Origin of the sequence: Bradyrhizobium sp. IC4059 (assembly GCF_020193615.1) — a bacterium.
GTDB lineage: Bacteria > Pseudomonadota > Alphaproteobacteria > Rhizobiales > Xanthobacteraceae > Bradyrhizobium > Bradyrhizobium yuanmingense.
Genome location: NZ_JADYVH010000001.1, coordinates 1,096,176 through 1,122,217 on the forward strand (window position 1 = coordinate 1,096,176; position 26,042 = coordinate 1,122,217).

24 protein-coding genes are annotated in these 26,042 nt (G+C 64.7%); 14 read left to right on the forward strand and 10 right to left on the reverse strand.

The features are described 5' to 3' along the window. Positions 1-24: 24 nt before the first annotated feature. The 10 genes from I6F12_RS05015 to I6F12_RS05060 all read left to right on the forward strand — a co-directional run bounded on the left by I6F12_RS05015 (position 25) and on the right by I6F12_RS05060 (position 12,356). Positions 25-2,154, forward strand: coding sequence for an acetate--CoA ligase family protein (locus tag I6F12_RS05015; protein WP_225155633.1), 2,130 nt, complete (start codon positions 25-27; stop codon positions 2,152-2,154). A 161-nt stretch (positions 2,155-2,315) separates the two neighbouring features. Then, positions 2,316-3,158, forward strand: coding sequence for an IclR family transcriptional regulator (locus tag I6F12_RS05020; protein WP_036023338.1), 843 nt, complete (start codon positions 2,316-2,318; stop codon positions 3,156-3,158). 105 nt (positions 3,159-3,263) lie between these two features. Further along, entirely contained in the window at positions 3,264-4,232 is a 969-nt protein-coding gene (locus I6F12_RS05025; RefSeq protein ID WP_036023339.1) for a tripartite tricarboxylate transporter substrate binding protein, read from the forward strand. Continuing rightward, entirely contained in the window at positions 4,229-4,714 is a 486-nt protein-coding gene (locus tag I6F12_RS05030) for a tripartite tricarboxylate transporter TctB family protein (protein WP_225155634.1), read from the forward strand. Before I6F12_RS05025 ends, I6F12_RS05030 begins: the two co-directional genes overlap by 4 nt. After that, entirely contained in the window at positions 4,714-6,213 is a 1,500-nt protein-coding gene (locus I6F12_RS05035) for a tripartite tricarboxylate transporter permease (protein ID WP_036023341.1), read from the forward strand. Before I6F12_RS05030 ends, I6F12_RS05035 begins: the two co-directional genes overlap by 1 nt. 120 nt (positions 6,214-6,333) lie before the next feature. Beyond that, positions 6,334-8,136: an adenine deaminase C-terminal domain-containing protein gene (locus I6F12_RS05040; protein ID WP_225155635.1), complete on the forward strand. Its 1,803-nt coding sequence runs from the start codon at positions 6,334-6,336 to the stop codon at positions 8,134-8,136. 152 nt (positions 8,137-8,288) lie between these two features. After that, positions 8,289-10,073 carry a glyoxylate carboligase gene (gene gcl / locus I6F12_RS05045; RefSeq protein ID WP_225155636.1) on the forward strand — a complete coding sequence of 595 codons (1,785 nt, stop codon included), beginning with the start codon at positions 8,289-8,291 and terminating at the stop codon, positions 10,071-10,073. A 13-nt stretch (positions 10,074-10,086) separates the two neighbouring features. Further along, positions 10,087-10,872: a hydroxypyruvate isomerase gene (gene hyi / locus I6F12_RS05050; RefSeq protein WP_036005630.1), complete on the forward strand. Its 786-nt coding sequence runs from the start codon at positions 10,087-10,089 to the stop codon at positions 10,870-10,872. Positions 10,873-10,972: 100 nt separating this feature from the next. Continuing rightward, the gene (locus I6F12_RS05055) at positions 10,973-11,860 is read left to right on the forward strand and encodes a 2-hydroxy-3-oxopropionate reductase (protein ID WP_225145963.1); all 888 of its coding nucleotides are present in this window, start codon (positions 10,973-10,975) and stop codon (positions 11,858-11,860) included. Positions 11,861-11,972: 112 nt separating this feature from the next. Next, a complete protein-coding gene (locus I6F12_RS05060) occupies positions 11,973-12,356 on the forward strand; it encodes a DUF1236 domain-containing protein (protein WP_036005622.1) in 384 nt (127 codons plus the stop codon). 40 nt (positions 12,357-12,396) lie between these two features. On the opposite strand, the gene I6F12_RS05065 is transcribed toward I6F12_RS05060, so the two are convergent. From I6F12_RS05065 to I6F12_RS05075, 3 genes are all read right to left on the reverse strand, one after another. Next, the gene (locus tag I6F12_RS05065; RefSeq protein ID WP_036005619.1) at positions 12,397-12,768 is read right to left on the reverse strand and encodes an antibiotic resistance protein VanZ; all 372 of its coding nucleotides are present in this window, start codon (positions 12,766-12,768) and stop codon (positions 12,397-12,399) included. Between the two features lie 77 nt (positions 12,769-12,845). Continuing rightward, the gene (locus I6F12_RS05070; protein ID WP_036005616.1) at positions 12,846-13,442 is read right to left on the reverse strand and encodes a thiamine pyrophosphate-dependent enzyme; all 597 of its coding nucleotides are present in this window, start codon (positions 13,440-13,442) and stop codon (positions 12,846-12,848) included. Between the two features lie 8 nt (positions 13,443-13,450). Next, complete coding sequence (locus I6F12_RS05075) at positions 13,451-14,002, reverse strand: thiamine pyrophosphate-binding protein (protein WP_036023346.1); 552 nt, start codon at positions 14,000-14,002, stop codon at positions 13,451-13,453. Between the two features lie 242 nt (positions 14,003-14,244). On the opposite strand from I6F12_RS05075, the gene I6F12_RS05080 reads away from it, so the two are divergent. Then, complete coding sequence (locus I6F12_RS05080; protein ID WP_225111781.1) at positions 14,245-15,294, forward strand: hydroxyacid dehydrogenase; 1,050 nt, start codon at positions 14,245-14,247, stop codon at positions 15,292-15,294. Positions 15,295-15,410: 116 nt separating this feature from the next. Then, positions 15,411-15,851 (forward strand): flagellar basal body protein, encoded by a 441-nt coding sequence (locus I6F12_RS05085; protein WP_225155637.1) that lies wholly within the window; start codon positions 15,411-15,413, stop codon positions 15,849-15,851. 36 nt (positions 15,852-15,887) lie between these two features. Here I6F12_RS05085 and I6F12_RS05090 read toward each other — a convergent pair whose 3' ends face one another. After that, positions 15,888-16,829: a dehydrogenase gene (locus I6F12_RS05090; RefSeq protein WP_225155638.1), complete on the reverse strand. Its 942-nt coding sequence runs from the start codon at positions 16,827-16,829 to the stop codon at positions 15,888-15,890. 164 nt (positions 16,830-16,993) lie between these two features. Here I6F12_RS05090 and I6F12_RS05095 point away from each other — a divergent pair, with 164 nt between their 5' ends. Then, positions 16,994-17,206 (forward strand): hypothetical protein, encoded by a 213-nt coding sequence (locus I6F12_RS05095; RefSeq protein ID WP_036005605.1) that lies wholly within the window; start codon positions 16,994-16,996, stop codon positions 17,204-17,206. Positions 17,207-17,209: 3 nt separating this feature from the next. Here I6F12_RS05095 and I6F12_RS05100 read toward each other — a convergent pair whose 3' ends face one another. The 6 genes from I6F12_RS05100 to I6F12_RS05125 form a co-directional block, all read right to left on the reverse strand. Further along, positions 17,210-17,785, reverse strand: a complete 576-nt coding sequence (locus I6F12_RS05100) for a GNAT family N-acetyltransferase (protein ID WP_225155639.1) — start codon at positions 17,783-17,785, stop codon at positions 17,210-17,212. A 6-nt stretch (positions 17,786-17,791) separates the two neighbouring features. Next, positions 17,792-20,149 (reverse strand): Orn/Lys/Arg decarboxylase N-terminal domain-containing protein, encoded by a 2,358-nt coding sequence (locus tag I6F12_RS05105; protein ID WP_036023350.1) that lies wholly within the window; start codon positions 20,147-20,149, stop codon positions 17,792-17,794. Positions 20,150-20,245: 96 nt separating this feature from the next. Continuing rightward, positions 20,246-22,450: a xanthine dehydrogenase family protein molybdopterin-binding subunit gene (locus tag I6F12_RS05110; RefSeq protein WP_225155640.1), complete on the reverse strand. Its 2,205-nt coding sequence runs from the start codon at positions 22,448-22,450 to the stop codon at positions 20,246-20,248. Positions 22,451-22,457: 7 nt separating this feature from the next. Beyond that, complete coding sequence (locus I6F12_RS05115) at positions 22,458-23,474, reverse strand: xanthine dehydrogenase family protein subunit M (protein WP_225155641.1); 1,017 nt, start codon at positions 23,472-23,474, stop codon at positions 22,458-22,460. Next, positions 23,471-23,956 (reverse strand): (2Fe-2S)-binding protein, encoded by a 486-nt coding sequence (locus tag I6F12_RS05120; protein ID WP_225128850.1) that lies wholly within the window; start codon positions 23,954-23,956, stop codon positions 23,471-23,473. The genes I6F12_RS05115 and I6F12_RS05120 overlap by 4 nt, the downstream gene beginning before the upstream one ends. A 140-nt stretch (positions 23,957-24,096) precedes the next feature. Then, complete coding sequence (locus tag I6F12_RS05125; protein ID WP_025035213.1) at positions 24,097-24,576, reverse strand: Lrp/AsnC family transcriptional regulator; 480 nt, start codon at positions 24,574-24,576, stop codon at positions 24,097-24,099. A gap of 143 nt (positions 24,577-24,719) precedes the next feature. Between I6F12_RS05125 and ald the strand changes: the two genes are divergently transcribed. Continuing rightward, a complete protein-coding gene (gene ald, locus I6F12_RS05130) occupies positions 24,720-25,835 on the forward strand; it encodes an alanine dehydrogenase (RefSeq protein WP_225155642.1) in 1,116 nt (371 codons plus the stop codon). Positions 25,836-26,042 lie beyond the last annotated feature (207 nt).

A 26,042-nucleotide genomic window follows, 5' to 3' on the forward strand; every position in this document is an offset into this window, starting at 1 on the left:
AACTGAGGTCAAGGGAGAAGCCACATGTCCAATTCCAAAGATGCCGTCCGCAAGGTGCTTGACCAGGTCAAGGCGGACAATCGCACCAGCCTGACGGCCCCGGAAGGCAAGCTGGTCTGCGACGCCTACGGCATTCCGGTGCCGAAGGAGGGCTTGGCCAAGTCGGCGGGCGAGGCCGGCAAGATGGCTTCGTCCATGGGCTTCCCCGTCGTGATGAAGATCGTCTCGCCGGACATTCTCCACAAAACCGAAGCTGGCGGCGTCATCGTCGGCCTCAAGACGACCGAGGAGGCCGAGAAGGCCTACGAGACCATCCTCGGCAACGCAAAGAAATATAAGTCCGATGCCAAGATCGAAGGTGTGCAGGTGCAGCAGATGTTGGCCGGCGGAACCGAGGTCATCGTCGGCTCGATCACCGACGGCTCGTTCGGCAAGCTGGTCGCCTTCGGCCTCGGCGGCGTGCTTGTCGAGGTGCTCAAGGACATCACCTTCCGCCTCGCGCCGGCGACCAAGGAAGACGCGCTCTCGATGCTCGACGGCATCCAGGCGCACGAGATCCTGAAAGGCGTGCGCGGCGGCGAGCCGGTGAACCGCAACGCGCTCGCCGACGTCATCGTCAAGGTCTCGCAGCTCGTCACCGATTTCCCTGAGATCGTCGAGCTCGACCTCAACCCGGTGTTCGCGACGCCGAAGGATGCCACGGCCGCAGACGTCCGCATCGTGGTCGACTTCGCCTACAAGCCCAAGCCGAAGCCGCGTCCGACCGATGAGATCGTCGCGGCGATGAACCGCATCATGCAGCCGAAGGCGGTCGCCGTGGTCGGCGCCTCCGCAGAGGACGGCAAGATCGGCAATTCCGTGATGAAGAACCTCATCAACGGCGGCTACAAGGGTGAGATCTATCCGATCCATCCCAAGGCCGCCGAGATCCTCGGCTACAAGGCCTACAAGAGCGTCAAGGACGTGCCTGGTGTGATCGACGTCGCGGTGTTCGCAATCCCCGCGAAATTCGTCGCGGCCGCGCTGACCGAATGCGGCGAGAAGAAGATCCCGGGCGCGGTGCTGATCCCGTCGGGCTTCGCTGAAGCCGGTGCGCCGGAGCTGCAGGCCGAGATCGTCGAGGTCGGCAAGAAGTACGACATCCGTCTGATGGGGCCGAACATCTACGGCTTCTATTATACGCCCGCCAATCTCTGCGCGACCTTCTGCACCGCCTATGACGTCAAGGGCCATGCGGCGCTGTCGTCGCAGTCGGGCGGCATCGGCATGGCCATCATCGGCTTCTCGCGCTCGGCCAAGATGGGCGTGTCCGCGATCGTCGGCCTCGGCAACAAGTCCGATATCGACGAGGACGATCTGCTCGCCTTCTTCGAGCAGGACCCGAACACCAATCTGATCGCCCAGCACTGCGAAGACCTCAAGGACGGCCGCGCCTTCGCGGAAGCCGCAAAGCGCGTGTCCAAGAAGAAGCCGGTGGTGGTGCTCAAGGCCGGCCGGACCTCGGCCGGCGCGAAGGCGGCGTCGTCCCACACCGGCGCGCTCGCCGGCAACGATCGCATCTATGAGGACGTGTTCAAGCAGTCCGGCGTGATCCGTGCCCGCTCACTTCGCCAGTTGCTTGAATTCGCCCGCGGCGTACCGGTGCTGCCGACGCCGAAGGGCGAGAACGTTCTCATCATCACCGGTGCCGGCGGCTCGGGCGTGCTGCTGTCGGACTCCTGCGTCGATAACGGCCTGTCGCTGATGTCGATGCCGCCGGATCTCGATGCGGCCTTCCGCAAGTTCATCCCGCCGTTTGGAGCGGCCGGCAATCCCGTGGATATCACCGGCGGCGAGCCGCCGATCACCTACGTCAACACCGTGAAGCTCGGCCTGTCGGATGAGCGCATCCACGCGCTGATCCTCGGCTATTGGCACACCATCGTCACGCCGCCGATGGTGTTCGCCCGCAACATGGTCGAGGTGAAAAAGGAGATGGAGGCCAAGGGCTTCGTGAAGCCGATGGTCGCCTCGCTCGCTGGCGACGTCGAGGTCGAGGAGGCCGCCGAATATCTCTATCAGAACGGCATCCCGGCTTACGCCTATTCGACCGAGCTGCCGGTCGAGGTGCTTGGCGCCAAGTACAAGTGGGCACGCGGGGCAGGGCTGCTCTGAGCTGCGACTTCACCTCTCCCCGCTTGCAGGGAGAGGCCGAATTGCGAAGCAATTCGGGTGAGGGGACTCTCCACGAATCCATCTCTCACCGTCTTTGCGGAGACTCCCCTCACCCCGACCCTCTCCCCGCGAGCGGGGCGAGGGAGAACGGTCAGTTCGCGATGAGCAAGAACGTGATCCGGCGCAAATCGCTCGAGCCCAAATCGGCCTCGGAGGCCGATCACGAGAGCCGCGACGGTGGCGTGCAATCGGTCGACCGCGCGCTGTCGATCATCGAGACGCTGGCCGAGGACGACGAAGGCTATCGTCTGAGCGATCTCGCGATCCGCACCGGCCTGTCGGCGTCCACCGTGCACCGGCTGCTCGCAACGCTCGAAAGCCGCCGTTTCGTGCAGTTCGACCGTGGCGAATCCAAATGGCACGTCGGCGTGCGCAGCTTCACGGTCGGCGCCAGCTTTGCGCGGCGACGCAATTTCTCCGCACAGGCAATTCCATATTTGCGTAAGCTGCGCGATCTCACCCGCGAGACGGCCAATCTCGCCGTGGTCGACGATGAATTCATCATCGTGCTAACCCGCATGGAAAGCCGCGAGATCATGCGCTCGCTGACCAAGGTCGGTGGCCGCGTCCCCATGGTGACCTCCGGCGTCGGCAAGGCGGTGCTCGCAACCTACTCAGACGAGGACGTCGGCGCCGTCATCCGCCATCACGGCATGCCCCGCCTGACCGAGAAGTCGATCGTGCGCCCGAGCGACCTGTTCAGGGAGCTCGAGAAAATCCGCAAACAGGGCTTTGCCGTCGACGATGAGGAGGCGCAGATCGGCCTGCGCTGCGTCGCGGCGGTGGTATACAACGCGCTGGCCGAACCGCTTGCGGCGATCTCTGTTTCCGGCCTGACGAGCCGCGTCACCGACGAACGGTTGCCGGAGATCGGCCAGATCGTCCGGGACGTCGCGGCGGAACTGACTGCCGCGCTCGGCGGGGTGATCCCGGCGCCCCGCTGACCAAAAACCCTGAGGCATGTCACTGGACAGCATCGGCCGTTTTGGTTGATATGCGACCAAACGACACAATGCGGCAAACGTCCGCATGAGCCTGGAGATGCCCACATGTTCCGATTTCCCGTGCGCCTTGTCGGCGCAGCCGTCGCGTTGACTCTGGCGGCAGCCAATCCGGGCTTTGCCCAGCAGCTCGAGCTCAAGCTGATGGCGCCGGCGGCTCCGGGCGGAGGCTGGGACCAGACCGCGCGCTCGATGCAGCAGGCGCTGGTGGCTGCGGGCGTCGCCCGCAGCGTGCAGGTCACCAATGTTCCCGGTGCAGGTGGCAGCGTCGGCATCGCGCAGTTCGTCAACGGCGCCAAGGGCGACGGCAACCAGATGATGGTCAACGGCTTCGTCATGGTCGGCGCGCTCGCCATGAACAAGTCGCCAGTGACGCTGGAGCAGGTGACTCCGATCGCGCGCCTGACCGAGGAAATCCAGGTGATCGTGGTTCCCGCGAACTCACCGATCAAGACTGCGCAGGATCTGGCCGCCGCGGTGAAGGCCGATATCGCCAAGGTCACCTTTGCCGGCGGTTCGGCCGGCGGCGTCGACCATGTGATGGCGGCCTTGTTCGCCGGCGCCGTCGGTGCCGACGCCAAGAAGATCAATTACATCCCGTTCTCCGGCGGCGGCGAGTCGCTGGCGGCGATCCTCGGCGGCAAGGTCACCGCGGGCATTTCGGGGCTCAGCGAATATGAAGGGCAGATCAAGTCCGGCAAGCTGCGCGCGATCGGCGTGACCTCGGAGAAGCGCATCGCAGGCAGCGACATCCCCACGTTCAAGGAGCAGGGCATCGACCTCGTGATCGCCAATTGGCGTTCGGTGGTCGCGCCTCCCGGCATCACGCCGGAGCAGCGCAAGACCTTGAGCGATGCGGTCGAGAAGATGGTGAAGTCTGACGCCTGGAAAGAGATCCTCAAGCAGAAGGGCTGGGAGGATGCCTATCTCGGCGGCGATGCTTTTGCCGACTTCCTGAAGAAGGAAACGGCCCGTGTCACCGACGTGCTGAAATCGGTCGGCTTGGTCAAATCATGACCTCGGGCGATCCCGTCCAGCCGCCGGGGCGCGTCGACCGCGCCGGTCTCGTCATCGCGGCATCGCTTGCGGTGCTCGCGGTCGTGCTGGTCTGGGACGCGCGCGGCCTGCAATCCGCCGCGATGTATGGGATGGGGCCGGAGGCGATGCCGGTTGTGGTCGCCTGCGGCCTTGCGCTGCTTGCGATCGGCAATTTCATCGACGCACTGCGCGGCAATCTGCCGGCACGCGAAAGCGCCGATCCCGTGCCTGTGGTTCTGATCCTCGTCGGTCTGGCGCTGCTGATCGCCATCATCGGCTTTGGCGGCGGCTTCATCCTGGCGACTTCGGCCCTGTTCGTGACGACCTCGGCGGCCTTCGGGCGCCGTGCCATCCTCATCGACGCCATCATCGCTCTCGTGATGTCGACCCTCATCTATCTCGCGTTCGACCGGTTGTTGACGCTGAGCCTGCCTGCCGGCCCGCTGGAGCGACTGCTGTGATGGATACCTTTGCCGCGCTGGCTCACGGCATGGCGGTCGCCGTCCAGCCGATGAACCTGCTTTACGCGCTGATCGGCGTGTTCCTCGGCACGGCCGTGGGCGTTCTGCCCGGCATCGGCCCGGCATTGACGGTCGCGCTGCTGCTGCCAGTGACCTACAAGCTCGACCCCGGCGGTTCGCTGATCATGTTCGCCGGCATCTATTATGGCGGCATGTACGGCGGATCGACCACAGCGATCCTCATCAACACGCCGGGTGAAAGCGCCTCGATGGCGACCGCGCTCGAAGGCAACAAGATGGCCAAGGCCGGCCGCGGCGGGCCGGCGCTTGCGACCTCCGCAATCGGTTCCTTCGTCGCCGGCACCATCGCCACCATTGGCTTGGCTTTCCTTGCGCCATGGCTGGTCGATGTCGCCGTGCGCTTCGGTCCGGAGGATTATTTCGCGCTGATGTGCGTTGCCTTCGTCACGGTGTCGGCGACCTTCGGCGATTCCCCAATCCGCGGCCTGACCAGCCTGTTCATCGGTCTGACGCTCGGTCTCGTCGGCATCGACAAGTTGACCGGTCAGGCGCGGCTTGCGTTCGGCGTTCCTGAATTGCTCGACGGCGTTGAAGTCACAACGCTCGCGGTCGGCCTGTTCGCGGTGGGCGAGGCACTCTACGTCGCATCGCGCCGCCACCACACCGAGGAGAAGCTGGAGCCGGTGCGCGGCTCGCTGTGGATGACCAAGGAGGACTGGAAGCGGTCTTGGAAGCCCTGGCTGCGCGGCACCATGTTCGGCTTTCCGATCGGTGCGCTGCCGGCCGGCGGTGCGGAGATCCCGACCTTCCTGTCCTATTCGACCGAGAAGCGGCTGACGAAGCACCCCGAAGAGTTCGGCAAGGGCGCGATCGAAGGGGTCGCCGGGCCCGAAGCCGCCAACAACGCCTCCGCCGCAGGCACGCTGGTGCCGCTCTTGACGCTGGGCCTGCCGACTTCGGCGACCGCCGCGATGATGCTGGCGGGCTTCCAGCAATATGGTCTCAATCCGGGCCCGCTGCTGTTCGCCGAGCGGCCCGACCTCGTGTGGGGCCTGATCGCCAGCCTGTTCATCGCCAACATGATGCTATTGGTGCTCAATCTGCCGCTGGTCGGCCTGTGGGTGCGGCTGCTCGCGATCCCGCAGCCCTGGCTCTATGCCGGCATCCTGGTGTTCGCGACCATGGGCACCATCGCGGCAAAGCCGTCGGTGGTGGAATTGTCGATGCTCGCCGGTTTCGGCGTGCTCGGCTTCCTGATGCGCCGGTTCGATTTCCCGATCGCGCCCGTCGTGGTCGGCCTGATCCTGGGCCCGATTGCCGAAAGCCAGCTGCGCCGCGCGCTCGCGATCAGCCTCGGCGATCCCATGACGCTGCTGCAGAGCCCGATCTCGGCGACGCTCCTCGGCGTCGCGCTGATCGCGCTGGTGGCACCCTTCGTCTTGAAGGGGCTCGGGCGGTTCAAGGCGAATGAGGACTAGCGGAACTCATCAACGGCCAGTTTGCCCAATGCGTAAGCAAAGGTGCCGTTTTATTTGAGTTGCCCCTGCCGCCGTCGGGGGCAACCATCGCTGGGCTGTCCAATATCCGTGAGAGCCCCGATGACCAAACTCACCCGCTTCACCGTTGCTCCCCTGCACAGCATGACGCGGCGCTTGGCCGATGTTGCGTCGGCCCGCGTCGCGCCGGATCTCGTCGTCACGGGGGCGCGGGTGCTCTCGACCTATTCGGAGCGCATTCATCAGGGGCGGGAAGTCTGGATCACAGGCGGCCGCATCGCGGCGGTGAAACCGGCAGGCACAGCCAAGAAAGCCTGGAGCGATGTTCCGCTGTATGACGCCGCCGGTGGCATCATCGCGCCCGGCCTCGTCGATCCGCACATCCACATCGAATCCTCGATGGTGACGGCCTGCGCCTATGCCGAGGCTGCGTTGCTGAACGGCACCACCACGATCTTCTGCGACAGCCACGAGATCGGCAACGTCATGGACGTCGCCGGTGTGGAGGCGATGCTGGAAGATGCGCGCGAGGCGCCGCTGTCGATCTTCTTGACCGTGCCGAGCACGGTTCCCGCGACCTCGGCTGAACTGGAGACGGCGGGCGGCGACCTCACGCCGGACAAGATCGCCGGTCTGTTCGATCGCTGGCCCGAAGCGGTGGCGCTTGGCGAGAAGATGGATTTCGTGCCTGTCACGATGGGCGACGAGCGCAGCCATGCCATCCTCTCCGCAGCCTTAAAGCGGGGGCGTCCCGTTTCCGGGCATGTCTACGGCCGCGAATTCGTTGCGGCCTATGCGGCATCCGGCGTCACCGACACCCATGAGGCGATCGACCGCGACATCGCCGATGACCTGCTCGATGCCGGCGTTTGGGTGTTTTTGCGCGGGGGACCGCCGACCACGCCCTGGCATTCGCTGCCGCAAGCGATCCGAACGATCACCGAGCTCGGGGCCTCGCACAAGCGCACCACCGTTTGCACCGACGATCGCGATGCCGACGATCTCCTGCTGTTCGGTCTCGACTGGGTGGTGCGCGAGGCCGTGAAGGCGGGGATGTCGCCCGAGCAGGCCTGGTCAATGGGCTCTCTGCATGGCGCGACCCGCTTCGGGATGGAAGGCGATATCGGCGGGCTTGGCGGCGGCCGCCGCGCCGATCTCGTGCTGATGGACGATCAGCTCGAGCCACAATGCACCTGGTATGGTGGCGAGCTCGTGGTCGAGCACGGCAAGATCACCCCGCGTCTCGATCAGGCGCTGTCGCATCGCTACCAATATCCCAAGGGAGCCTATGCGACCGTCAAGCTGCCGCAGACCATGAAGCTGACGCCCGAATTGCCGGCCAAGGCCTGCGCCGTCAACGCCATCAAGACCGCGCTGCCTGGCATCACGCTGATCCACGAGAAGGTCGCGATCGAACCCGCAAAAGACTGGCCGTCGCTGTTCGCGCGCTATGGCCTCTGCTTCGTCGCGGTGGTCGAGCGTCATGGCCAATCCGCGGGCAACGTCGCCCATGGCCTCTTGAAGGATTTCGGCCTGAAGCGCGGTGCGGTCGCGTCCAGCGTCGGGCACGACAGCCACAATCTCATCGTCGCCGGCACCAACGAGGGCGACATGCAGGTCGCCATCGCCGCCATCAAGGAGCGGCAGGGCGGCGTCTGCGTCGTCGCCGACGGCGAGGTGAGGGCGCTGGTTCCGCTGCCGATCGCAGGACTCCTGTCCGACAAGCGTGTCACCGAAGTGGCGGAAGAGGTGAAGGTGCTGAAGAAGGAATGGGCCGAGGCCGGCTGCACCATCCCGTACATGGGCTTCAATTTGATTCCGCTATCGGTCATTCCGGAAATTCGCATCACCGATAAGGGACTCGTGCTGGTGCCGCACATGCAGCTGGTGCCGCTGTTCGAGTGAGCTGCTTTCACGCATCTGTTGATCTAACCGATTGACACGTCCACGATTTTCTCGTGGTTGCCGCATCGTGGAAAATAAAATCGGTCTCGTTGAGATCGGCTTCTGCGTATCTGATGATCTCGCTCGCTGACGCAATTTGAGCGAGGTCCGATATGGCGAAGATGCGAGCTGTCGATGCGGCCGTGCGTATCCTGGAGAAGGAAGGTATATCGACGGCCTTCGGTGTTCCCGGCGCTGCAATCAATCCACTTTACTCGGCGCTGAAGAAGCGCGGCTCGATCCGCCACATCCTGGCGCGCCATGTCGAGGGCGCTTCGCACATGGCCGAAGGCTATACACGCGCCAAGGCCGGCAATATCGGGGTCTGTATCGGCACCTCCGGGCCGGCTGGCACCGACATGATCACCGGTCTTTACTCCGCGATCGCCGATTCCATCCCGATCCTCTGCATTACGGGGCAGGCGCCGCGCGCGCGGCTCTACAAGGAGGATTTCCAGGCGGTCGACATCGAGTCGATTGCAAAGCCTGTCACGAAGTGGGCACTGACGGTACGTGAGCCGGCGCTGGTGCCGCGTGTGTTCAGCCAAGCCTTTCACGTGATGCGCTCAGGCAGGCCGGGGCCGGTGCTGATCGACATGCCCCTCGACGTGCAGCTCGCCGAGATCGAGTTCGATGACGAGACCTACGAGCCGCTGCCGGTCTATAAGCCCGCCGCGACGCGCAAGCAGGTCGAGAAGGCGCTGGAGATGCTCAACGCCGCCGAACGGCCGCTGATCGTCGCGGGCGGCGGCATCATCAACGCCGACGCCTCGGATCTGCTGGTCGAGTTCGCCGAAATCGCCAACATACCCGTCGTGCCGACGCTGATGGGATGGGGCGCGATCCCCGATGATCACGTGCTGATGGCCGGCATGGTGGGTCTCCAGACCAGCCACCGCTATGGTAATGCCACGCTGCTGGAGTCCGACTTCGTGCTCGGCATCGGCAATCGCTGGGCCAACCGCCACACCGGCTCGGTCGAGACCTACACCAAGGGTCGCAAATTCGTTCACGTGGACATCGAGCCGACGCAGATCGGGCGCGTGTTCAATCCCGATCTCGGCATCGTCTCGGACGCAAAGGCCGCGCTCGAACTGTTCGTCGCCGTCGCCAGGGAGTGGCGGCGGTCAGGCAGGCTCCGCGAGCGCCAGGCGTGGCCTGCGGCCTGCCGCGACCGCAAGAAGACGATGCTGCGCAAGAGCCATTTCGACAACGTCCCGATCAAGCCGCAGCGCGTCTACGAGGAAATGAACAAGGCGTTCGGCCGCGACACCACCTATGTCACCGTGATCGGCCTGTCGCAGATCGCCGGCGCGCAGTTCCTCGGCGTCTACAAGCCCCGCAACTGGATCAATGCCGGGCAGGCGGGGCCGCTCGGCTGGACGCTGCCGGCCGCGCTCGGCGTGCGCGCGGCGTGCCCGGAGCGCGAGATCGTCGCGCTCTCCGGCGACTACGATTTCCAGTTCCTGATCGAGGAGCTCGCGGTCGGCGCGCAGTTCAATCTGCCCTACATCCACGTCGTCGTGAACAATTCCTATCTCGGCCTGATCCGACAGGCCCAGCGCGGCTTCGACATGGACTATCACGTCCAGCTCTCCTTCGAGAACATCAACGCGCCCGAGATCGGCGTCTACGGCGTCGACCATGTCGCGGTCGCCGAAGGCCTCGGCTGCAAGGCCATCCGCGTCACCGACCCGAAGGACACGCAGGCAGCGTTTGCGACCGCCCGCGAATTGATGGCCAAGCACCGCCTGCCTGTGGTGGTCGAGTTCATCCTCGAACGGGTCACCAACATCGCGATGGGCGCGGAGATCGACAACATCGTCGAGTTCGAGGAGGTGCTGGACCTTCCGCTCGACGAAGTCGAGACCACGCGCGTGCTGCAGCCGGCGGAATAGGGGAAGAAGCACCATGCCGAAATTTGCCGCCAATCTCACCATGCTCTTCAACGAGATGCCGTTCCTCGACCGCTTTGCGGCGGCGAAGGCGGCGGGCTTTGCCGGGGTCGAATATCTCTTCCCCTATGATTTCGACAAGGCGCAGCTGCGCGAGCAGCTCGAGGCGCATGGCTTGACGCAGGTGCTGCACAATCTCCCCGCCGGCAACTGGGCGGGGGGCGAGCGCGGCATTGCGATCCTGCCCGACCGCATCGCCGAATTCCGCGACGGCGTGTTCCGCGCGATCGATTATGCCAGGGCGCTCGATTGCGAGCAGCTCAACTGCCTCGTCGGCATCGCCCCTGTCGACGCCGATCCGCACGAGCTTCGGGAGACGCTGGTCGGGAATCTGCGTTTTGCAGCTTCGTCGCTGGCGCGAGAGAACATCAAGCTATTGGTCGAGCCCATCAACACGCTCGACATTCCCGGCTTCTTCCTCAACGGCACCGAGCAGGCGGTGCAGCTGATCTCCGAGGTGAGATCGAACAACCTCTTCATCCAGTACGACATCTACCACATGCAGATCATGGAAGGCGATCTCGCCCGCACCATGCAGGAATATCTGCCTCAGATTGCTCACGTCCAACTTGCCGACAATCCCGGCCGTCACGAGCCCGGCACCGGCGAGATCAACTATCCCTTCCTGTTCCGCCACCTCGACGCGATCGGCTATCGCGGCTGGATCGGCTGCGAATACAAGCCGCGCACCACGACGCTGGAGGGCCTGTCGTGGCATGCGGCACAGACGTTTGAGACCTGAGAATATTGCCACGTCGGCGGTGCGCTCCCTCTCCCGCTAGCGGGAGAGGTGCACCGAGTGCGCGGATGAGTTTTGCTACTCCAACTGTGAGAAATCAGACATGACCAACATCGGCTTCATCGGACTTGGCACCATGGGACGGCCGATGGCCGGCCATCTGCTGGCTGCGGGCCATCGGGTGCTTCTGCGTGACGTTGCTCCGATCGCGCCGGAGCTGATGTCCGCGGGCGGCATCGCCTGCACATCGGCCAGGGAGGTCGCGGAGCAGGCGGACGCGGTCATCATCATGGTGCCGGATACGCCGCATGTGGAGGCCGTGCTGTTCGGCAAGGAGGGCGTCGCTAGCGGCATCTCCAAGGGCAAGATCGTCGTCGACATGAGCTCGATCTCGCCGCTGGCGACGAAGGAGTTTGCGAGGAAGATCGAGGCGCTCGGCGCCGATTATCTCGATGCGCCGGTGTCGGGCGGGGAGGTCGGCGCCAAGGCGGCGAGCCTCACCATCATGGTCGGCGGGCCCGAGCGGGCCTTTGGCACCATGAAGCCGATCTTCGACAAGATGGGCAAGAACGTCACGCATGTCGGCGCCAACGGCGACGGGCAGACGACAAAGGTTGCCAACCAGATCATCGTCGCGCTCACCATCGAAGCCGTGAGCGAGGCCCTGTTGTTCGCATCCAAGGCCGGTGCGAATCCCGCGCTGGTGCGCAAGGCGCTGATGGGCGGCTTCGCGTCCTCGCGAATTCTGGAGGTGCATGGCGAGCGCATGGTGAAGCGCAATTTCGATCCTGGCTTCCGCATCGAGCTGCACCAGAAGGATCTCAATCTCGCGCTCGAAGCTGCGCGTGCACTCGGCCTGTCGCTGCCGAGCACGGCGGTGGCGCAGCAATTGTTCTCGTCCTGCACTGCACATGGCGGCAAGGCCTGGGATCACTCCGCCATGGTGCGGGCGCTGGAACTGATGGCGGGGCATGAGATCGCCAGGGCCTGAACTGTTACGCGGTAACACTGTCCAGTGATGCATCTTTCGTCGCAGGGGAACCGGAACAATGCTCCGGCCCCGCGGGTTGAAGGCGCAGGACAATCACTGGAGACAAAACACCATGAAAACCCGTCTTGCGATTACGTTGGCTGCAGCGTCGCTGCTGGCGTCGAGCGCAGCCTTTGCTCAGTCGACGACCGAACAGGGCGCCAGGGACGGCGCGCGTGCAGGTGGCGACATCGGCGGCCCGATCGGTGCAATGGTTGGCGGCACCGTGGGTGCAGCCGTCGGCGCCGGTCTCGAAATTCCGAATGCGGTCCTCGGCGGAATTCCTCGCAGCGACTCCGTCGTGGTCCAGGAGCGCGTCGTGGTCGGCGAGCCGCTGCCTCCGACCGTGGTGCTGCGGCCCGTGCCGAACTACACCGAATATCGCTATGCGGTCGTGAACGATCGCCGTGTGATCGTCGAGCCGCGCACACGCCGCGTGGTCAAGATCATCGACTGATCGACGCAATTCTTTGTGCTGAGCAGGGCCCTGCGGAGCATCACTCCGCGGGGCCTTCGCTTGTCATGGCGGAGCTGGTGCGAAAGCGCGAGAGTAGCCGGTCTGCGGCGGCGGCGAGTGCAAAGCCGAGGCACGCGGTGGCAGCATCGACCAAAAAATCCACCAGCCGCGCGTGACGGCCGGGTGCCCAAAATTGCATCAGCTCGAGAACGCCGATCAGGACGACCGCGGCCGCTGCGCTCAGTAGGCGCCGGCGTGGATAGGCGAGGCCGAAGGCCAATCCCACCATGACGAAGGCAAGCGCATGTTCGCCGTCCTGACCGAGGTCGGAATGGGGGCGAAGGCCGGGAGGACCGAGGGTGGCGAACGTAACGGCAGCGGCGAGCAGCCAGGCAAAGGTACGAATGAACATCCGGGTCGCTTAGCACGAATTTGGTCGGGTTGTCGCGAGGCTCGTATCAGATCGCCGTGTAGTTAATGACAAAAATGTTAAAGCGGATCGCGCACGCCGAGGCCATGCATGAAGCGTTCCCGGATCTGCACGGGGTCGCGCCGGGTGGTGCCCACGCCGGGCTTGTCGTCGATCCTGACCGCGATCAGGCTCGGCTCGGAAGCGGCCATGGCGCCGTCGACCAACCGCTCGAAATCTTCCTCGTCCGCGGCCCAGGCGCTGCTCGCAAGACCAGAGCCAATGGCAATGGCGACGATGTCGGCAACGTTCGCTGCCGGCGTCGGCTGCGCCCCGGTGATTTGGTAGATGCCGTTGTCCATCACGATCATCGTGAGGTTCTTCGGCTTCAAGGCTGCAATCGTCGAGAGCGCACCGAGCTGCATCAGGAGCGAGCCGTCGCCTTCGAGCGCGAAGACGCGGCGGTCGGGCTGCGCCAGCGCCACGCCGAGCGCGATCGGAAAGGCGAGTCCCATGCTGCCCAGCATGTAGAAGTTCTGCGGGCGGTGGCCGGCGGCCCACAGATCGAAATTGGTGTTGCCGATGCCGCCGATCACGGCTTCCTCGTGCTTCAGCTTCGCGATCAGCCGCGAGGTGACGTCGAAGCGGTTCATCACCTTGGTGTTGCCAGTGTTCATCGTCGGCCTCACTTGTCGAAGACCTTGCCGCCCGTCAGCAGCGGGCTGAGGATCAACGCCACCGGCGCCTGCGTGGTGACGGCCTGCTTGATCGAGCGGTCGGCGATGAATTCGAGCTCGTCGAGCCGGGTGATGGTGTGATGCTCCAGCGCCAGCGAATCCAGCACCGGTCGCATGGTGCGGCAGACCAGGGACTGGCCGTAGTTGAATTCGCCGAGCGTGCCGCGCTCAGAGACGAGCATGATCAGCGGAATCTGGTAGGGCACTGCGAGCGAGGCCAGCACGTTTGCGAGCGTCGCAAAGCCGGAGGTCTGCATCAGCACCGCGCCGCGCCGACCGCCCATCCAGGCGCCGGCGACGATGCCGACGGCCTCTTCCTCACGGGCGGTCGCGAAAGTGGTGAAGAAGGGATCGGCGTGCAGGTTCTTGATCAGCGGCGTCAGCACGCGGTCCGGCACGTAAGGGATCAGGTTGATCTCGTTCCGCTTCAAGGTTTGCAGGACGATGCCGTGCCAGCTTCCGTCGCTGCTCCCCTGCGGCTGCTGTTCCGCAATCGCCATCGCGCTCTCCCTGGGGCCGCGCATGCTTCTTGGTTCTTGCCGTCGCGGCGGTCTGCCGAACTTGACGCGGGCAGCGGGATTGTCAACATGTCCGCCCCGTCACCGTGATCTGCGCCAGCAGGCCTGCCGTGGCCGGCACCGCCATGGCATAAGCGGCGACAACCAGAACACGGGAGGGGCATAGGAGGGCGCGCATCGCGCCGACCTTGCGGATCTCCCGCGAACGAGCCGGAAGGGTCCTAATGTCCGTCAACAACAAGCGCGTCGTCTACTCCAATTATTTGGCCAATCCGATCTATATCGATATCCTGAAGGCCCGGCCCGACGTCCGGCTCGATCGCATCGAAAATGGAAGCCCTGAGGATGTTTATGGCCCGCTCCTCGGCGCTGCCCACGTCTACCAGGTCGGCGCCGCCCGCGATGAACTCGCCCCGCATTTCCATGTCGATGCCGCCTTCCTGAAGCGGACGCCGAATTTGCTGCTGGTCTCCAGCAACGGTGCCGGCTTCGATCCCGTCGACGTCGAGGCCTGCACGGAGGCAGGCGTCGTAGTCGTCAACCAGTCCGGCGGCAACGCCCATTCGGTCGCCGAGCACGCGCTGGCGATGATGCTGACGCTGTCCAAGCGCATCATCCAGTCGGATCGCCGGCTGCGCCGCGAGCGCGACGTCAACCGCAACGATCTCGTCGGCAACGAGGTCGAGGGCAAGACCGTCGGCGTCATCGGCCTCGGCAATGTCGGCCGGCGCATCGCCGCCTTGTGCAAGGGCCTGCTCGGCATGACAGTGCTTGCCTACGATCCGTATTTGTCGGCTGAGGTGATGGCCGAGCGGGGCGGGGAGAAGGTCGAGCTCGACGAGCTGTTGCGCCGCGCCGATTTCGTCTCGATCTCATGCCCGCTCAACAAGGGCAGCCGCAACTTGATCAGCACACGCGAATTCGCGCTGATGCAGCCGCATGCCTATTTCATCACCACCGCACGCGGCTTCATTCACGACGAGGACGCGCTGCTGCAGGCGCTGCGCGACAAGCGCATCGCCGGTGCCGGCCTCGACGTCTGGTCCAAGGAGCCGCCGCCGCCGGAGCATCCGCTGCTCCAGTTCGACAACGTGCTGGCGAGCCCGCACACGGCAGGCGTCACCATCGAGGCGCGCCAGAACATGGGCCGGATCGCCGCCGAGCAGGTGCTGGATGTGCTCGACGGGAAGCGCCCGCCGCGCATCATCAATCCCGAAGCCTGGCCGCGCTATGCCGAGCGCTTCAAGCAGGCTTTTGGCGTGACGCCGGGGTAGGGCGCGCGAAGCCCAGTCGAGCGCCGATCCTTGGTTATCAGGATGAAAACGGAGCGCGGTGGATTTTACTGATGGCGTGAATGAACGCGTATGACCTCTCCTGTAGATCAGGGAGCATGAGCATACTTTCGATTGCGACATCCGGACTTTCTGCGGCGAGTTTGCGCGTGAACGTGGCGGCGAGCAATATCGCCAACATCAGCACGACCGGCCCACTACCCGCGTCAGGCGGGTCGAGCGCATCGGCCGGTGCGGGCATTGCTCCAACGTTTCCTGCAGCCTACGTGCCCTTGCGGGTCGATCAGGTCTCCCAGTCGAGCGGTTCGACGCCGGGCGGTACGGTTGCGACCGAATCGACGGTATCGCCGAGCTATACCGCGCAATCCGACCCGAGCGCTCCCTTCGCAAACCAGGACGGCCTGGTGGCAGCGCCGAATGTCGATCTTGCTAGCGAATTCGCTCAGCTGGTGACCGCAAAATACAGCTTCTTTGCCAATGCGAAGGTCATTCAGGCCTACGCCGAGACGCAAGACACGCTCCTCGACATCAAGGCGTGAGGGCTGACGTCGGCCGTGTCTCGCCAGCCTGGGCCACTACCCCAGCTTTGCGCCGAGCTGCTGGAACACGGCCTCGCAGGTCATGAGGTCGAGATGGCCGCCGCCCGCGTTCTTGAAGAACGTGATGTCGGACGGTGACGTTCGCCCCTGCACAAGGCCGCCGACGAGGTCGTAGAGGTCGCCGAGGACGTCCGCCTGGCTGATCGCGCCGCTCGCGATCGGCTGCAGGATGTCGCCGACGCCGTGGAAGGCGGATTCCCGCCGGTCCACGAAGACGCGGGAGCGCTTGGCCGCCTCGTCATCAGCCTCCCGGGTTTGCGGTGTGTAGCCGCCGACGAGGTCCAGATGCGTGCCCGGCCGCAGATTGAGGCCCTTGATCAGCGGCTGATGCGCGCGGGTGCAGGTGGTAATGACATCGGCCTCGCGCGTCGCGGCGTCGAGATCCGTGATTGCTTCCGCCTTGATGCCGGCCTTCGCCAAGCGCTGAGCGAGATCCACGCCCCGGTCCGGGCTGCGATTCCAGATCAGCACGCGCTCCAGTGACGGCCGCACGGTGCGATGACCCCGGATCAGCCATTCGGACATCTTGCCGGCCCCGACGCAGAGCAGCGTCTCGGGATTGGGCGGGGCGAGCAGTTTCGTGGCCAACGCGGAGTCGGCTGCGGTGCGCCAATGCGTGATCTCGGTCCCGTCCATCGCCGCCAGCGGCCGGCCGTTGGTGCCGTCGAACAGCACGCACACGGCCTGCACCGCCGGCATCCTGCCTTCGGCCAGATTGGCTGGAAAGCTGGTGAACATCTTGCTGGCCATGTATCGGCCGGGATCGACGGCGCTGCGGATGACGTATTGCCCCCTCTCGTCTCCAAGGAAGGCGTCCAGCACCTCCATCTTCGGCCGGCGATGCGCTTCTTCGAGGGCCTCAATCAGGATCGGAAAGGTCAGAGCCTTCGTGACTTCGGTATCGGAGACAAAGTGCAAGGCAAGTTCCTCATTGGCGACCGGCATTTGCCCATAAACCCGCGCGGCAGGTTCCGCAACGAATCTTCCGCCGGGACTGGACAAGCCTTGATCCGCGTCAAAATCTCCTTTCCCCGTCCGGCCTAAATGGGACTAGAGTGCCGGCGGGCAGGCAGGGAGGTCCCATGTCAACTTATGTCGTCAGGTTCATGAAGGACGTGCTCGGCGAATACGGCCGGCAATGCGAGGTCTGCCAAGGCACGCTCGAGATCGACGCCGCCGACGAGGACGAGGCCAGGGAACGGGCGAAAGCGAGGTTCTGCAAGGACCAGGCGTTGCATCACTGGTCACTGCATGCCGACCGCATCCATGTCAGACCCGCCGACTTCCCGTCGTAGCGACTAGCGCCCGGCTGCCGTGACGGGCGGGGGCGTCGTCGTCCCCGCGCCGAGCGAGCGTTGCACCATGACGGTGTCGGACCAGCGGCCGTGGCGGTAGGCAACGCCGCTGAGCAGGCCGGCGCGTGCGAAACCGAAACGCTCGTGCAGCGCCAGCGAGGGCGCGTTATCGGCATCGATATAGCCGATCATCTGGCGGAAGCCGGCCGCCGCGCAGGCGTCGATCAATTCCTGCAGCAACAGCCGTCCGACGCCGCGGCCGAGATGGGCGTGGTGGACGTAGATCGAGTGCTTGGCGGTGTAGCGATAGGCCGGCCTTTTGCGGAACAGCACGGCATAGGCATAGCCGACGACCTCGCCGCGCCAGGTCGCCACCAGATGCGGCAGGCGGGTCTGCTTCAGGTTCTTGCGCCGGTCGCGCAGATCGTCCGGCTCCGGCGCACCGGTTCCTTCGACATCGCGCGGCACGCCGCTGCGGACGTGATGGCGGTAGATCGCCAGCATCGCCTCGATGTCGCTTTCGCGTGATGGCCGAACCAGGACGGGTTCATCGCTCGCGCGCGCAGCTGCTTCGTTCATCGGCACCTACTCGGTCACGACATAAGTGTAGAGCCCGATGCGCCCATTCGCATCGACCTCCTTGTAGACGCCCTGGATCTCGACGTCGAAGCCCGGAAATGTGTTGAAGCAGGTCTCGAACATCTTGAGATAATCGATCATGGGCTTGGCTCGTTCCGTCAGCCGCTCGCCGGGCACGATGGTGGCGATGCCGGGCGGGTAGACCACGAACGGCGTGGTCGCGATTCGGCCCGCGATCGCCTCGATCGGGAGGTAGTCGACGTCGTTCTTGAACAGATAGCGCGCGGCATCGCGGGGCGACATCGCGATCTCGGGCATATGCTCGGGCATGAACTGCCGCGCCTGGAGCGCGCTGACATCGGCGGTGCGGAAGAAACGGTGCATCTCGCCGCAGAGGTCACGCAGCCGTGCACCGGCGTAGCGCGCCTGCCGCCTCTGATAGAATTCGGGGATGACGTCGGCGAGCAGCGCATTGTCGTCGTGCAGTCGCTTGAACGCGACGAGGCCGGAGATCAGCGTGCCCGCCTTGCTCGCCTCGACGCCGGGCGTGAGCAGGAAGAGCAGGGAGTTGAGGTCGTTCTTCTCGGGGACGATGCGGTTCTCGCGCAGATATTGCGCGACGACCGGCGCGGGAATGCCGTGCTCGGCATAAGCTCCCGTCGCACGATCGAACCCGGGCGTGAGCAGCGTCAGCTTGTTCGGATCGGTCATGGCAAAGCCTTCCGCGAGATCGGGAAAGCCGTGCCAGTTGGTATCCGGGGAGAGCTGCCACAGCGCGGGGTTGGTGGCGAGCTCGTCGGTCGAGAGGGTCTCCCAGGCGACGTTATGCGCCGCGCCGGGACGGCTGACATCGGCAATTGCGACGCGATCGGGAACGAAGGGCTCGAAGAACCAGCGGCGATCCGGGTTCTGCTCCTTCTCCTCGAACTCCTGGCGCATCGCGCGGATCTTCTTGCGCAGCTCGATGCCGAGCCGGATCGTGTCGTCCCACAGCACTTCGCCGGAGCGGCCCTTCATCATCTGTGCGCCGACGTCGAGCGAGGCGAACAGCGGGTAAAACGGCGAGGTCGAGGCGTGCTGCATGAAGCTCTCGTTGAAGCGGCGGTGCTCGACGCGACGCTTCTGGCCGCGGATATGGCGGTCCTTGATGTGGATCTGCGAGGCCTGCGAGAAGCTTGCCAGCTGCTTGTGGGTCGACTGCGTCGCGATGATGCCGGGGGCGTCGGGCGAGAGATTTACCAGCCCCATGGCGAAGCGGCCGGCATAAAGGGGGTGGAATTTCATGAAGCCGGCCCAAGCCTCGTCGAACAGGATGTAGTCGCAGAGATGGCCGATACGCTTGATGATCATCTCGGCGCTGTGGATCGAGCCGTCATATGTGCACTGCTCGACCACGGCGACACGGAACGGCCGCTCCTTGCGCCAAGCGTCGCGATCGTTCACCAGGGGATGGTTGCGGATCGCCTCGCGCAAGCTCTTCTCTTCGAGCCGGTCCCAGCGCATCGGGCCGATCAGTCCCCAGGCGTTGCGAACGGTCGGCACATAGACCGGGATGCCGCCATTGATCATCAGCGCGCCGTGATGGGCGGCCTTGTGGTTGTTGCGGTCGAACAGCACGAGATCGCCGTCGGTGACGAGGGCGCCCAGCGCGACCTTGTTCGAGGTCGAGGTGCCGTTGAGCACGAAATAGGTCTTTTCCGCACCGAAGATCGCCGCCGCTTCCTTCTGCGCCCTCAGCGCCGGGCCCTCATGGGTGAGGAGGTCGCCGAGGTCGAGCACGGAATTGTCAAGGTCGTCGCGGAACACGGATTCGCCGAGATGCTCGACGAACACGCGCCCGATCGGGCTGCGGTTGTAGAACACGCCGCCATTGTGGCCCGGGCAGGTCCAGAGCTGGTTGCCTTCCTCGGCATAGTCGACCAGCGCGCCGAAGAACGGCGTCTTCAGCGTCTCGGCATATTGCTTCAGACGGCTGATCAGGTTCTTGGCGATGAAGGTTGGCGTCTCCTCGGACAGGAAGACATAGCCGTCGATGAAATCGAGCACCTCGACCGGCAAATCCTCGAACCGCTTGCGACGGATCAGCAGGATGATCGGGAAGTCGAGGCCTCGGCGGCGCATCAGATTGATCAGCGCCGAGGTCTTGCCTTCCAGGCCCTTCTTGCCCCAGTCCACCACCATGCAGCCGATCGCGGCATCGGTCTGCACCGCCATCTCGGCATCCTCCAGCTTGCGGGCCCGGACCACCTCGAAGCCGGAGCGCTGGATCTCCTCGATGATCTGGTTGAAGCGGACGCCTTCGAGATCGTCGGCATCGAACACAGGGGCGGCGAACAGGAAGTTGAAGCGCTTGAAATAGTCCATGGCAGGTCCCGAATGTGCAGGAAGATACAGCTCTCTGCACATTCGATGACATCTGGATGACATGCCCGAGTGCTGCGGCAAGGTTAGCCTGAGGCTTCACTCCAGCAGCTTGTCCAGTGTGATCGGGAAGCGCCGGATGCGCTTGCCGGTGGCATGATAGACGGCGTTCGCAATTGCGGCCGGGACGCCGACGATGCCGATCTCGCCGAGCCCCTTGATTCCCAACCGGTTGATGCGGTCGTCGGGCTCGTCGACGAAAATGACGTCAATGTCGTGGACGTCGGCGTTCACGGGAATGTGGTATTCGGCAATGTTCGCGTTCATGATGCGGCCGAAGCGGTGATCCATCACCGTTTCCTCGTGCAGCGCCATTCCAATACCCCAGACCACCCCGCCCATGATCTGGCTGCGGCCGGTCTTGGTGTTCAGGATGCGCCCGGCCGCGACCGCATTCACGATCCGGGTGACGCGGATAATTCCCAGCTCCTCGTCGATCTTCACCTCCGCGAAGACCGCCGAATGTGTGTTGCGGGCATGCGATTTATCCTCCGCGAATTGGTTGAGCTTCTCCTTTTCGATCCGCTCGAGCTTGCTGTGGCGCATGACATCCGCAATCGAGACAGCGGCCCCGCGACCGTCGCTGCTGGCGATCATGCCGTCAGTCAGGGTGACGTCGGCGGCGTCGAGGTCAGCGAGCGGTGAGCCCGGCATGGCCTTGGCAAGACGTGCGAGTTCCCAGCGAATTTCTTCGGCCGCTCCTAAGACCGCATGCGCGCTTGATGCCGCCATCCAGGAGCCGCCCTCGACGGGGGCTTGCGGCAAGGTCGAATCGGCGAGCCGGACGCTGATATTCTCGATCGGCAGCCCGAGGGCATCGGCCGCGACCTGCGCCACGATGGTGTACGTGCCGGTGCCGATATCGGACGCGGCGCAGGAGACCTCGGCATGGCCGTTGGCCGTCAGCACGATGCGGACGGCGACCGGCATCTGCAGCGCCTCCCACACCCCAGTCGCCATGCCCCAGCCGACCAGTTCCTTGCCGTCTCGCATGGAACGCGGCGCCGGATTACGCCGGCTCCAGCCGAACGCTTCGGCGCCGCGGGCGTAGCACTCGCGCAGCTGCTTGCTGGTGTAAGGCAGGCCTTGGCTCTGGTCGCGATCCGAGTAGCACCTCAGGCGCAGCTCGACCGGATCGAGCTTCAGCGCGACGGCCAGTTCGTCCATGGCGCATTCGAGCGCGCAGACGCCCGTTGCCGCACCCGGCGCGCGCATGTCGCAGGGCGTCGAAACGTCGAGGTCGACCAGCTTATGGGAAAAGTTGCTGTTAGGACTCTTGTAAAGCTGCTCGGCCCAGCCCGTATCGTTGCGCGAAAAATCCTCATAGCGTGAGGTCACGGCGATGGCTTCGTGGGTGATCGCATCGAGGGTGCCGTCCGGCTTTGCACCGAGCGCAACGCGCTCGATGGTCATGGGACGATAGCCCAGGCCATACATCTGTTGCCTCGTCAGCACGACGCGGACGGACCGCTTCAGTGCGAGCGCGGCAAGGGTTGCCAGCACCACCTGGTGCTGCGGCCGCAGGCCCGAGCCGAAGGCGCCGCCGACATAAGGCGAGATCACGCGGATGTCGTCCGGTTCCTTGCCGAAAACACTGCAGAGAAACTTCTGGACGTTCTGGACGCCCTGCGTCTTGTCGTAGACCGTGAGCCCGCCACTGCCGTTCCAGACGGCTGTCGTCGCGAAGAGCTCCATGGGGTTGTGGTGCTCGGTCGGAATGACGTAATCCGCCTCGTGGCGCACGGCCGCGCGCGTCAGGGCTGCTGCGGCATCACCACGCGGCTTGTGCGGTTGATCCACTTTTTCGGCCTTGCCGCGTTCGGATTCAAGATCGGTCGAAAACGCCTCCTGCTCATATTCGACGCGAACGCGGGTTGCGGCGAACTTGGCGATCTCCCAGTCCTCCGCGACGACCAGTGCGATCGGCTGGCCGTTGAACTTGACCCTCTCATCATAGAGCGGCCGGAACGGCGAGCCCTTCTCCGGCGCCACCTCATCCTTCCAGGCTTCGTCCTTGTCGGCGAGGGGCGGCCGATGTTCATGCGTGAGCACGTCGACCACGCCCTTCACCTTCAGCGCCTCGCTGGTATCGAGACGAGCGACGCGCCCACGCGCGATGCTGGCCTCGACGACGAAGCCGTGCAGGAGACCGTCTGCTGCGAATTCGCCGGCATATTTGGCGGCCCCGGTGACCTTGGCGCGGCCGTCGACGCGCGACGTTGGTGTTCCGACATAGGCGTTCATCGGGTCCTCATGCGATCTTCTTGTGAGCTTGTGATTGCGGCGTGGCGCTTGCGGCCTGCATCAGCGCACGCACGACGGCTCGGCGCGCCAGGTCGATCTTGAACCCGTTGTGGGAGCGTGCCGTCGCTCCCTGCAGCAGCAGGTCGGCGGCGCGCCCGAAATGATCCGGTGTTGCCGCCTGACCGCGCAATGCGGCTTCGGCCTCGAGGCTTCGCCAGGGCTTGTGGGCCACGCCACCGAGCGCAAGGCGCGCTTCGCTGATCGCGTTGCCCTCCAGGTCGACCGCGGCCGCGACCGAGACCAGAGCAAAGGCGTAGGACAGCCGGTCGCGGATCTTCAGATAGCTGTAGTTCCGGGCAAAGCCGTGCGGCGGCAGCTCGATGGCGATAATGATCTCGCAGCTGCCGAGATTGGTATCGAGATGAGGCTTGTCCTCGGGAAGCCGATGGAAATCCGTCAGCGCGATGGTGCGCTGCCCCGAGGGGCGTGCGATATGCACGAGCGCGCCGAGCGCGGCCAGCGCCACGCTCATGTCGGATGGATTGGTCGCGATGCAGGAGTTGCTGGTGCCGAGGATGGCATGGTTGCGGTTGAGGCCATCGAGGGCCGAGCAGCCCGTGCCGGGGCTTCGCTTGTTGCAGGGTGTCGTGGTGTCATAGAAGTAGGGGCAGCGCGTACGTTGCATCAGATTGCCGCCGACCGAGGCCATGTTGCGCAGTTGCGCGGAGGCGCCGGCCAGGATGGCGCTGGCAAGGAGGGGATAGCGCTGCTCGATCAACGGGTGGTAGGCGAGGTCCGAATTCGGCACCAAGGCGCCGATGCGCAGACCGCCGTCCGCCGTCTCCTCGACGTCGCGGAGCGGCAGGCGGGAGATGTCGATCAGCCGGGAGGGCCGTTCGACGTTCTCCTTCATCAGATCGATCAGGTTGGTGCCGCCGGCGATCAACTTCGCACCGGGATCGGCGGCGAGCAGGCGGATGGCGTCGGCAACATCGCTTGCGCGGGAATATTGGAAGTTGTTCATGACCGGCTCATTGCCTGCTCGATCGCAGCCACGATGTTGAGGTAGGCACCGCAGCGACAGAGGTTTCCGCTCATCAGCTCCCGGATCTCATCCGCATCGCGCGCACGGCCTTCGGCCAACAGGCCCGCGGCAGAGCAAATCTGCCCCGGCGTGCAATAACCGCACTGAAAGGCATCGTGGTCGATGAAGGCCTGTTGCAGAGGATGCAGCGCGCCGTCCCTGGCCAAGCCTTCGATGGTCGTGATCTCGGCGCCATCCTTCATGACGGCCAGGGTCAGGCACGAATTGACCCGTCTTCCGTCGATCAGCACGGTACAGGCACCGCATTGGCCGTGATCGCAGCCTTTTTTGGTGCCGGTCAGTTGCAGACGGTCACGTAGCGCATCCAGAAGCGTGGTCCATGGCATGACCTCGAGCGCGCGGCTTTCGCCATTGACGACGAGGTTGATCGGAATGCGTTCGGGGATCGTAAGGTCGGCCATGGTGTATTTCCCTGCGGAAAGGCCGAGCCGGGCAAATTGTGCAAATGACGCGAGACTGCGTTGCCGCCGCTGGCCGATAGCGCCCAACGGATGACGAGTTGCTTGGTTCCCAATCGGTTCTCCCGATTGGATTTACGAGATCAGCGCTTGGTCTCGCCGAACACCACGGTCGGCACCGCGCGGTTGACGATCTCGCGCAGCGCGAAGCTCGATTGCACCCGCGCGACGCGGGGCAGGCGGGACAGCTCGGTGCGATGGATGCGCTCGAAATCCTGGATGTCGCGGGCGAGCACGATCAGGATGTAGTCGTCCGTCCCCGACATCAGGAAGCAGCGCACGACAGAGGGGCATTTCGTCACCTCTGCCTCGAACGCCTTCAGTGCCTCGTCGCTCTGGCTCTCCAGCGCGATGCGAACCAGCACCGTGGTGGTGAGGCCGAACTGGGCCAGGTCGAGCGCGGCCTGGTAGGCCTGGATGTAGCCGTCATCCTCCAGCGCCTTCTGCCGCCGCGCCAGCGCCGTGCTCGACAAGCCGATCTTGTTGGCAAGCTCGGTGTGGCTGGCTCGCGCATTGGTCGTGAGTTCCGCGAGGATGGCGAGGTCTTTCCGGTCGAGGGCCAAGGTTTCGTTTCCAGCGTCAAAGGACCATTTCGCGCCGGAAACCGGCGCGGGCGCTGCCAAGGTAGCGGATATTTGCACGAAACCAAACCGACCCTCTCGCTACGATCAACAATGGAATCAAAGCATTGGCGAGGGAGATCAAGATGCGCGTCGGAGTCCCGAAGGAGATCAAGGTGCAGGAATATCGGGTCGGGCTCACCCCAGGTGCGGTCCGCGAATACGTTGCCGCCGGGCACCAGGTGACGGTCGAGAGCGGCGCCGGCAGCGGCATCGGTGCGTCCGACGAGGTGTACCGGCGGGCAGGGGCGTCCATTGCCGAGACCGCTCGCGAGATCTTTGCAAAGTCCGACATGATCGTGAAGGTGAAGGAGCCGCAGAAGAGCGAATGGGCTCAGCTTCGCGAAGGCCAGATCCTTTTTACTTACCTTCATCTTGCGCCGGATCCCGACCAGGCCAAGGGCCTGCTTGCTTCCGGCTGCACCGCAATCGCCTATGAAACCGTCACGGACGCGAGCGGTCACCTCCCGCTGCTCGCCCCGATGAGCGAAGTCGCCGGCCGCCTCGCCATCGAGGCCGCCGGCGCCGCGCTCAAGCGTTCCAGCGGCGGCCCCGGCCTGCTGCTCGGCGGCGTGCCCGGCGTGCAGCCGGCACGCGTCGTCGTGCTCGGCGGCGGCGTGGTCGGAACGCAGGCGGCACGCATGGCCGCCGGCTTAGGTGCCGAAGTCACCGTGATCGACCGCTCGATCCCGCGCCTGCGCGAACTAGACGATCTGTTTGTTGGACGCGTACGCACCCGTTTCTCCACCATCGAGGCGGTCGAGGACGAGGTGTTCGCCGCCGACGTCGTGATCGGTGCAGTGCTGGTGCCCGGCGCCAGCGCGCCGAAGCTCGTCACCCGTGCGATGCTGAAATCGATGCGGCCGGGAGCCGTGCTGGTCGACGTCGCGATCGACCAGGGCGGTTGCTTTGAGACCTCGCACCCGACCACGCACGCGGAGCCGACCTACGAGGTCGACGGCGTCGTTCACTATTGCGTCGCCAACATGCCGGGAGCGGTGCCCGTGACCTCGAGCCAGGCCCTGAACAACGCGACGCTGCCGTTCGGCCTGATGCTGGCGAACAAGGGCTTTGCGGCGGTCTTGGAGAATCCGCATCTGCGCAATGGGCTCAACGTGCATCGCGGCCGGGTGACGAACAAGGCGGTGGCGGAGAGTCTGGGGCTGGAGTTTGCGCCGGTGGAGAGCGGGCTGGCGGCGTAGCGAGATGGGCCATCGTCGGTGCGGCGCCATCAACCGACTGGAAGATGGCGCTGCCGCCGTGCTCCCGAGCCCCCGGGGAATCCCGACGCGGTGAAGGCGTTGTGACCGGAGCGGTGGTGTCCAAATAGGCGGAAAGAAGAAAACTATTGCCGCGGTCCTGTCAGGAGGAAGGAGTTTCCCCTTACGAGGGCAAAAACGCCAATCGCT

Coding starts and splice junctions, on each gene's coding strand:
- I6F12_RS05015 (WP_225155633.1), top strand. CDS start 25: ATGTCCAATTCCAAAGATGCCGTCCGCAAGGTGCTTGACCAGGTCAAG.
- I6F12_RS05020 (WP_036023338.1), top strand. CDS start 2,316: ATGAGCAAGAACGTGATCCGGCGCAAATCGCTCGAGCCCAAATCGGCC.
- I6F12_RS05025 (WP_036023339.1), top strand. CDS start 3,264: ATGTTCCGATTTCCCGTGCGCCTTGTCGGCGCAGCCGTCGCGTTGACT.
- I6F12_RS05030 (WP_225155634.1), top strand. CDS start 4,229: ATGACCTCGGGCGATCCCGTCCAGCCGCCGGGGCGCGTCGACCGCGCC.
- I6F12_RS05035 (WP_036023341.1), top strand. CDS start 4,714: ATGGATACCTTTGCCGCGCTGGCTCACGGCATGGCGGTCGCCGTCCAG.
- I6F12_RS05040 (WP_225155635.1), top strand. CDS start 6,334: ATGACCAAACTCACCCGCTTCACCGTTGCTCCCCTGCACAGCATGACG.
- gcl (WP_225155636.1), top strand. CDS start 8,289: ATGGCGAAGATGCGAGCTGTCGATGCGGCCGTGCGTATCCTGGAGAAG.
- hyi (WP_036005630.1), top strand. CDS start 10,087: ATGCCGAAATTTGCCGCCAATCTCACCATGCTCTTCAACGAGATGCCG.
- I6F12_RS05055 (WP_225145963.1), top strand. CDS start 10,973: ATGACCAACATCGGCTTCATCGGACTTGGCACCATGGGACGGCCGATG.
- I6F12_RS05060 (WP_036005622.1), top strand. CDS start 11,973: ATGAAAACCCGTCTTGCGATTACGTTGGCTGCAGCGTCGCTGCTGGCG.
- I6F12_RS05065 (WP_036005619.1), bottom strand. CDS start 12,768: ATGTTCATTCGTACCTTTGCCTGGCTGCTCGCCGCTGCCGTTACGTTC.
- I6F12_RS05070 (WP_036005616.1), bottom strand. CDS start 13,442: ATGAACACTGGCAACACCAAGGTGATGAACCGCTTCGACGTCACCTCG.
- I6F12_RS05075 (WP_036023346.1), bottom strand. CDS start 14,002: ATGGCGATTGCGGAACAGCAGCCGCAGGGGAGCAGCGACGGAAGCTGG.
- I6F12_RS05080 (WP_225111781.1), top strand. CDS start 14,245: ATGTCCGTCAACAACAAGCGCGTCGTCTACTCCAATTATTTGGCCAAT.
- I6F12_RS05085 (WP_225155637.1), top strand. CDS start 15,411: ATGAGCATACTTTCGATTGCGACATCCGGACTTTCTGCGGCGAGTTTG.
- I6F12_RS05095 (WP_036005605.1), top strand. CDS start 16,994: ATGTCAACTTATGTCGTCAGGTTCATGAAGGACGTGCTCGGCGAATAC.
- I6F12_RS05100 (WP_225155639.1), bottom strand. CDS start 17,785: ATGAACGAAGCAGCTGCGCGCGCGAGCGATGAACCCGTCCTGGTTCGG.
- I6F12_RS05105 (WP_036023350.1), bottom strand. CDS start 20,149: ATGGACTATTTCAAGCGCTTCAACTTCCTGTTCGCCGCCCCTGTGTTC.
- I6F12_RS05110 (WP_225155640.1), bottom strand. CDS start 22,450: ATGAACGCCTATGTCGGAACACCAACGTCGCGCGTCGACGGCCGCGCC.
- I6F12_RS05115 (WP_225155641.1), bottom strand. CDS start 23,474: ATGAACAACTTCCAATATTCCCGCGCAAGCGATGTTGCCGACGCCATC.
- I6F12_RS05120 (WP_225128850.1), bottom strand. CDS start 23,956: ATGGCCGACCTTACGATCCCCGAACGCATTCCGATCAACCTCGTCGTC.
- ald (WP_225155642.1), top strand. CDS start 24,720: ATGCGCGTCGGAGTCCCGAAGGAGATCAAGGTGCAGGAATATCGGGTC.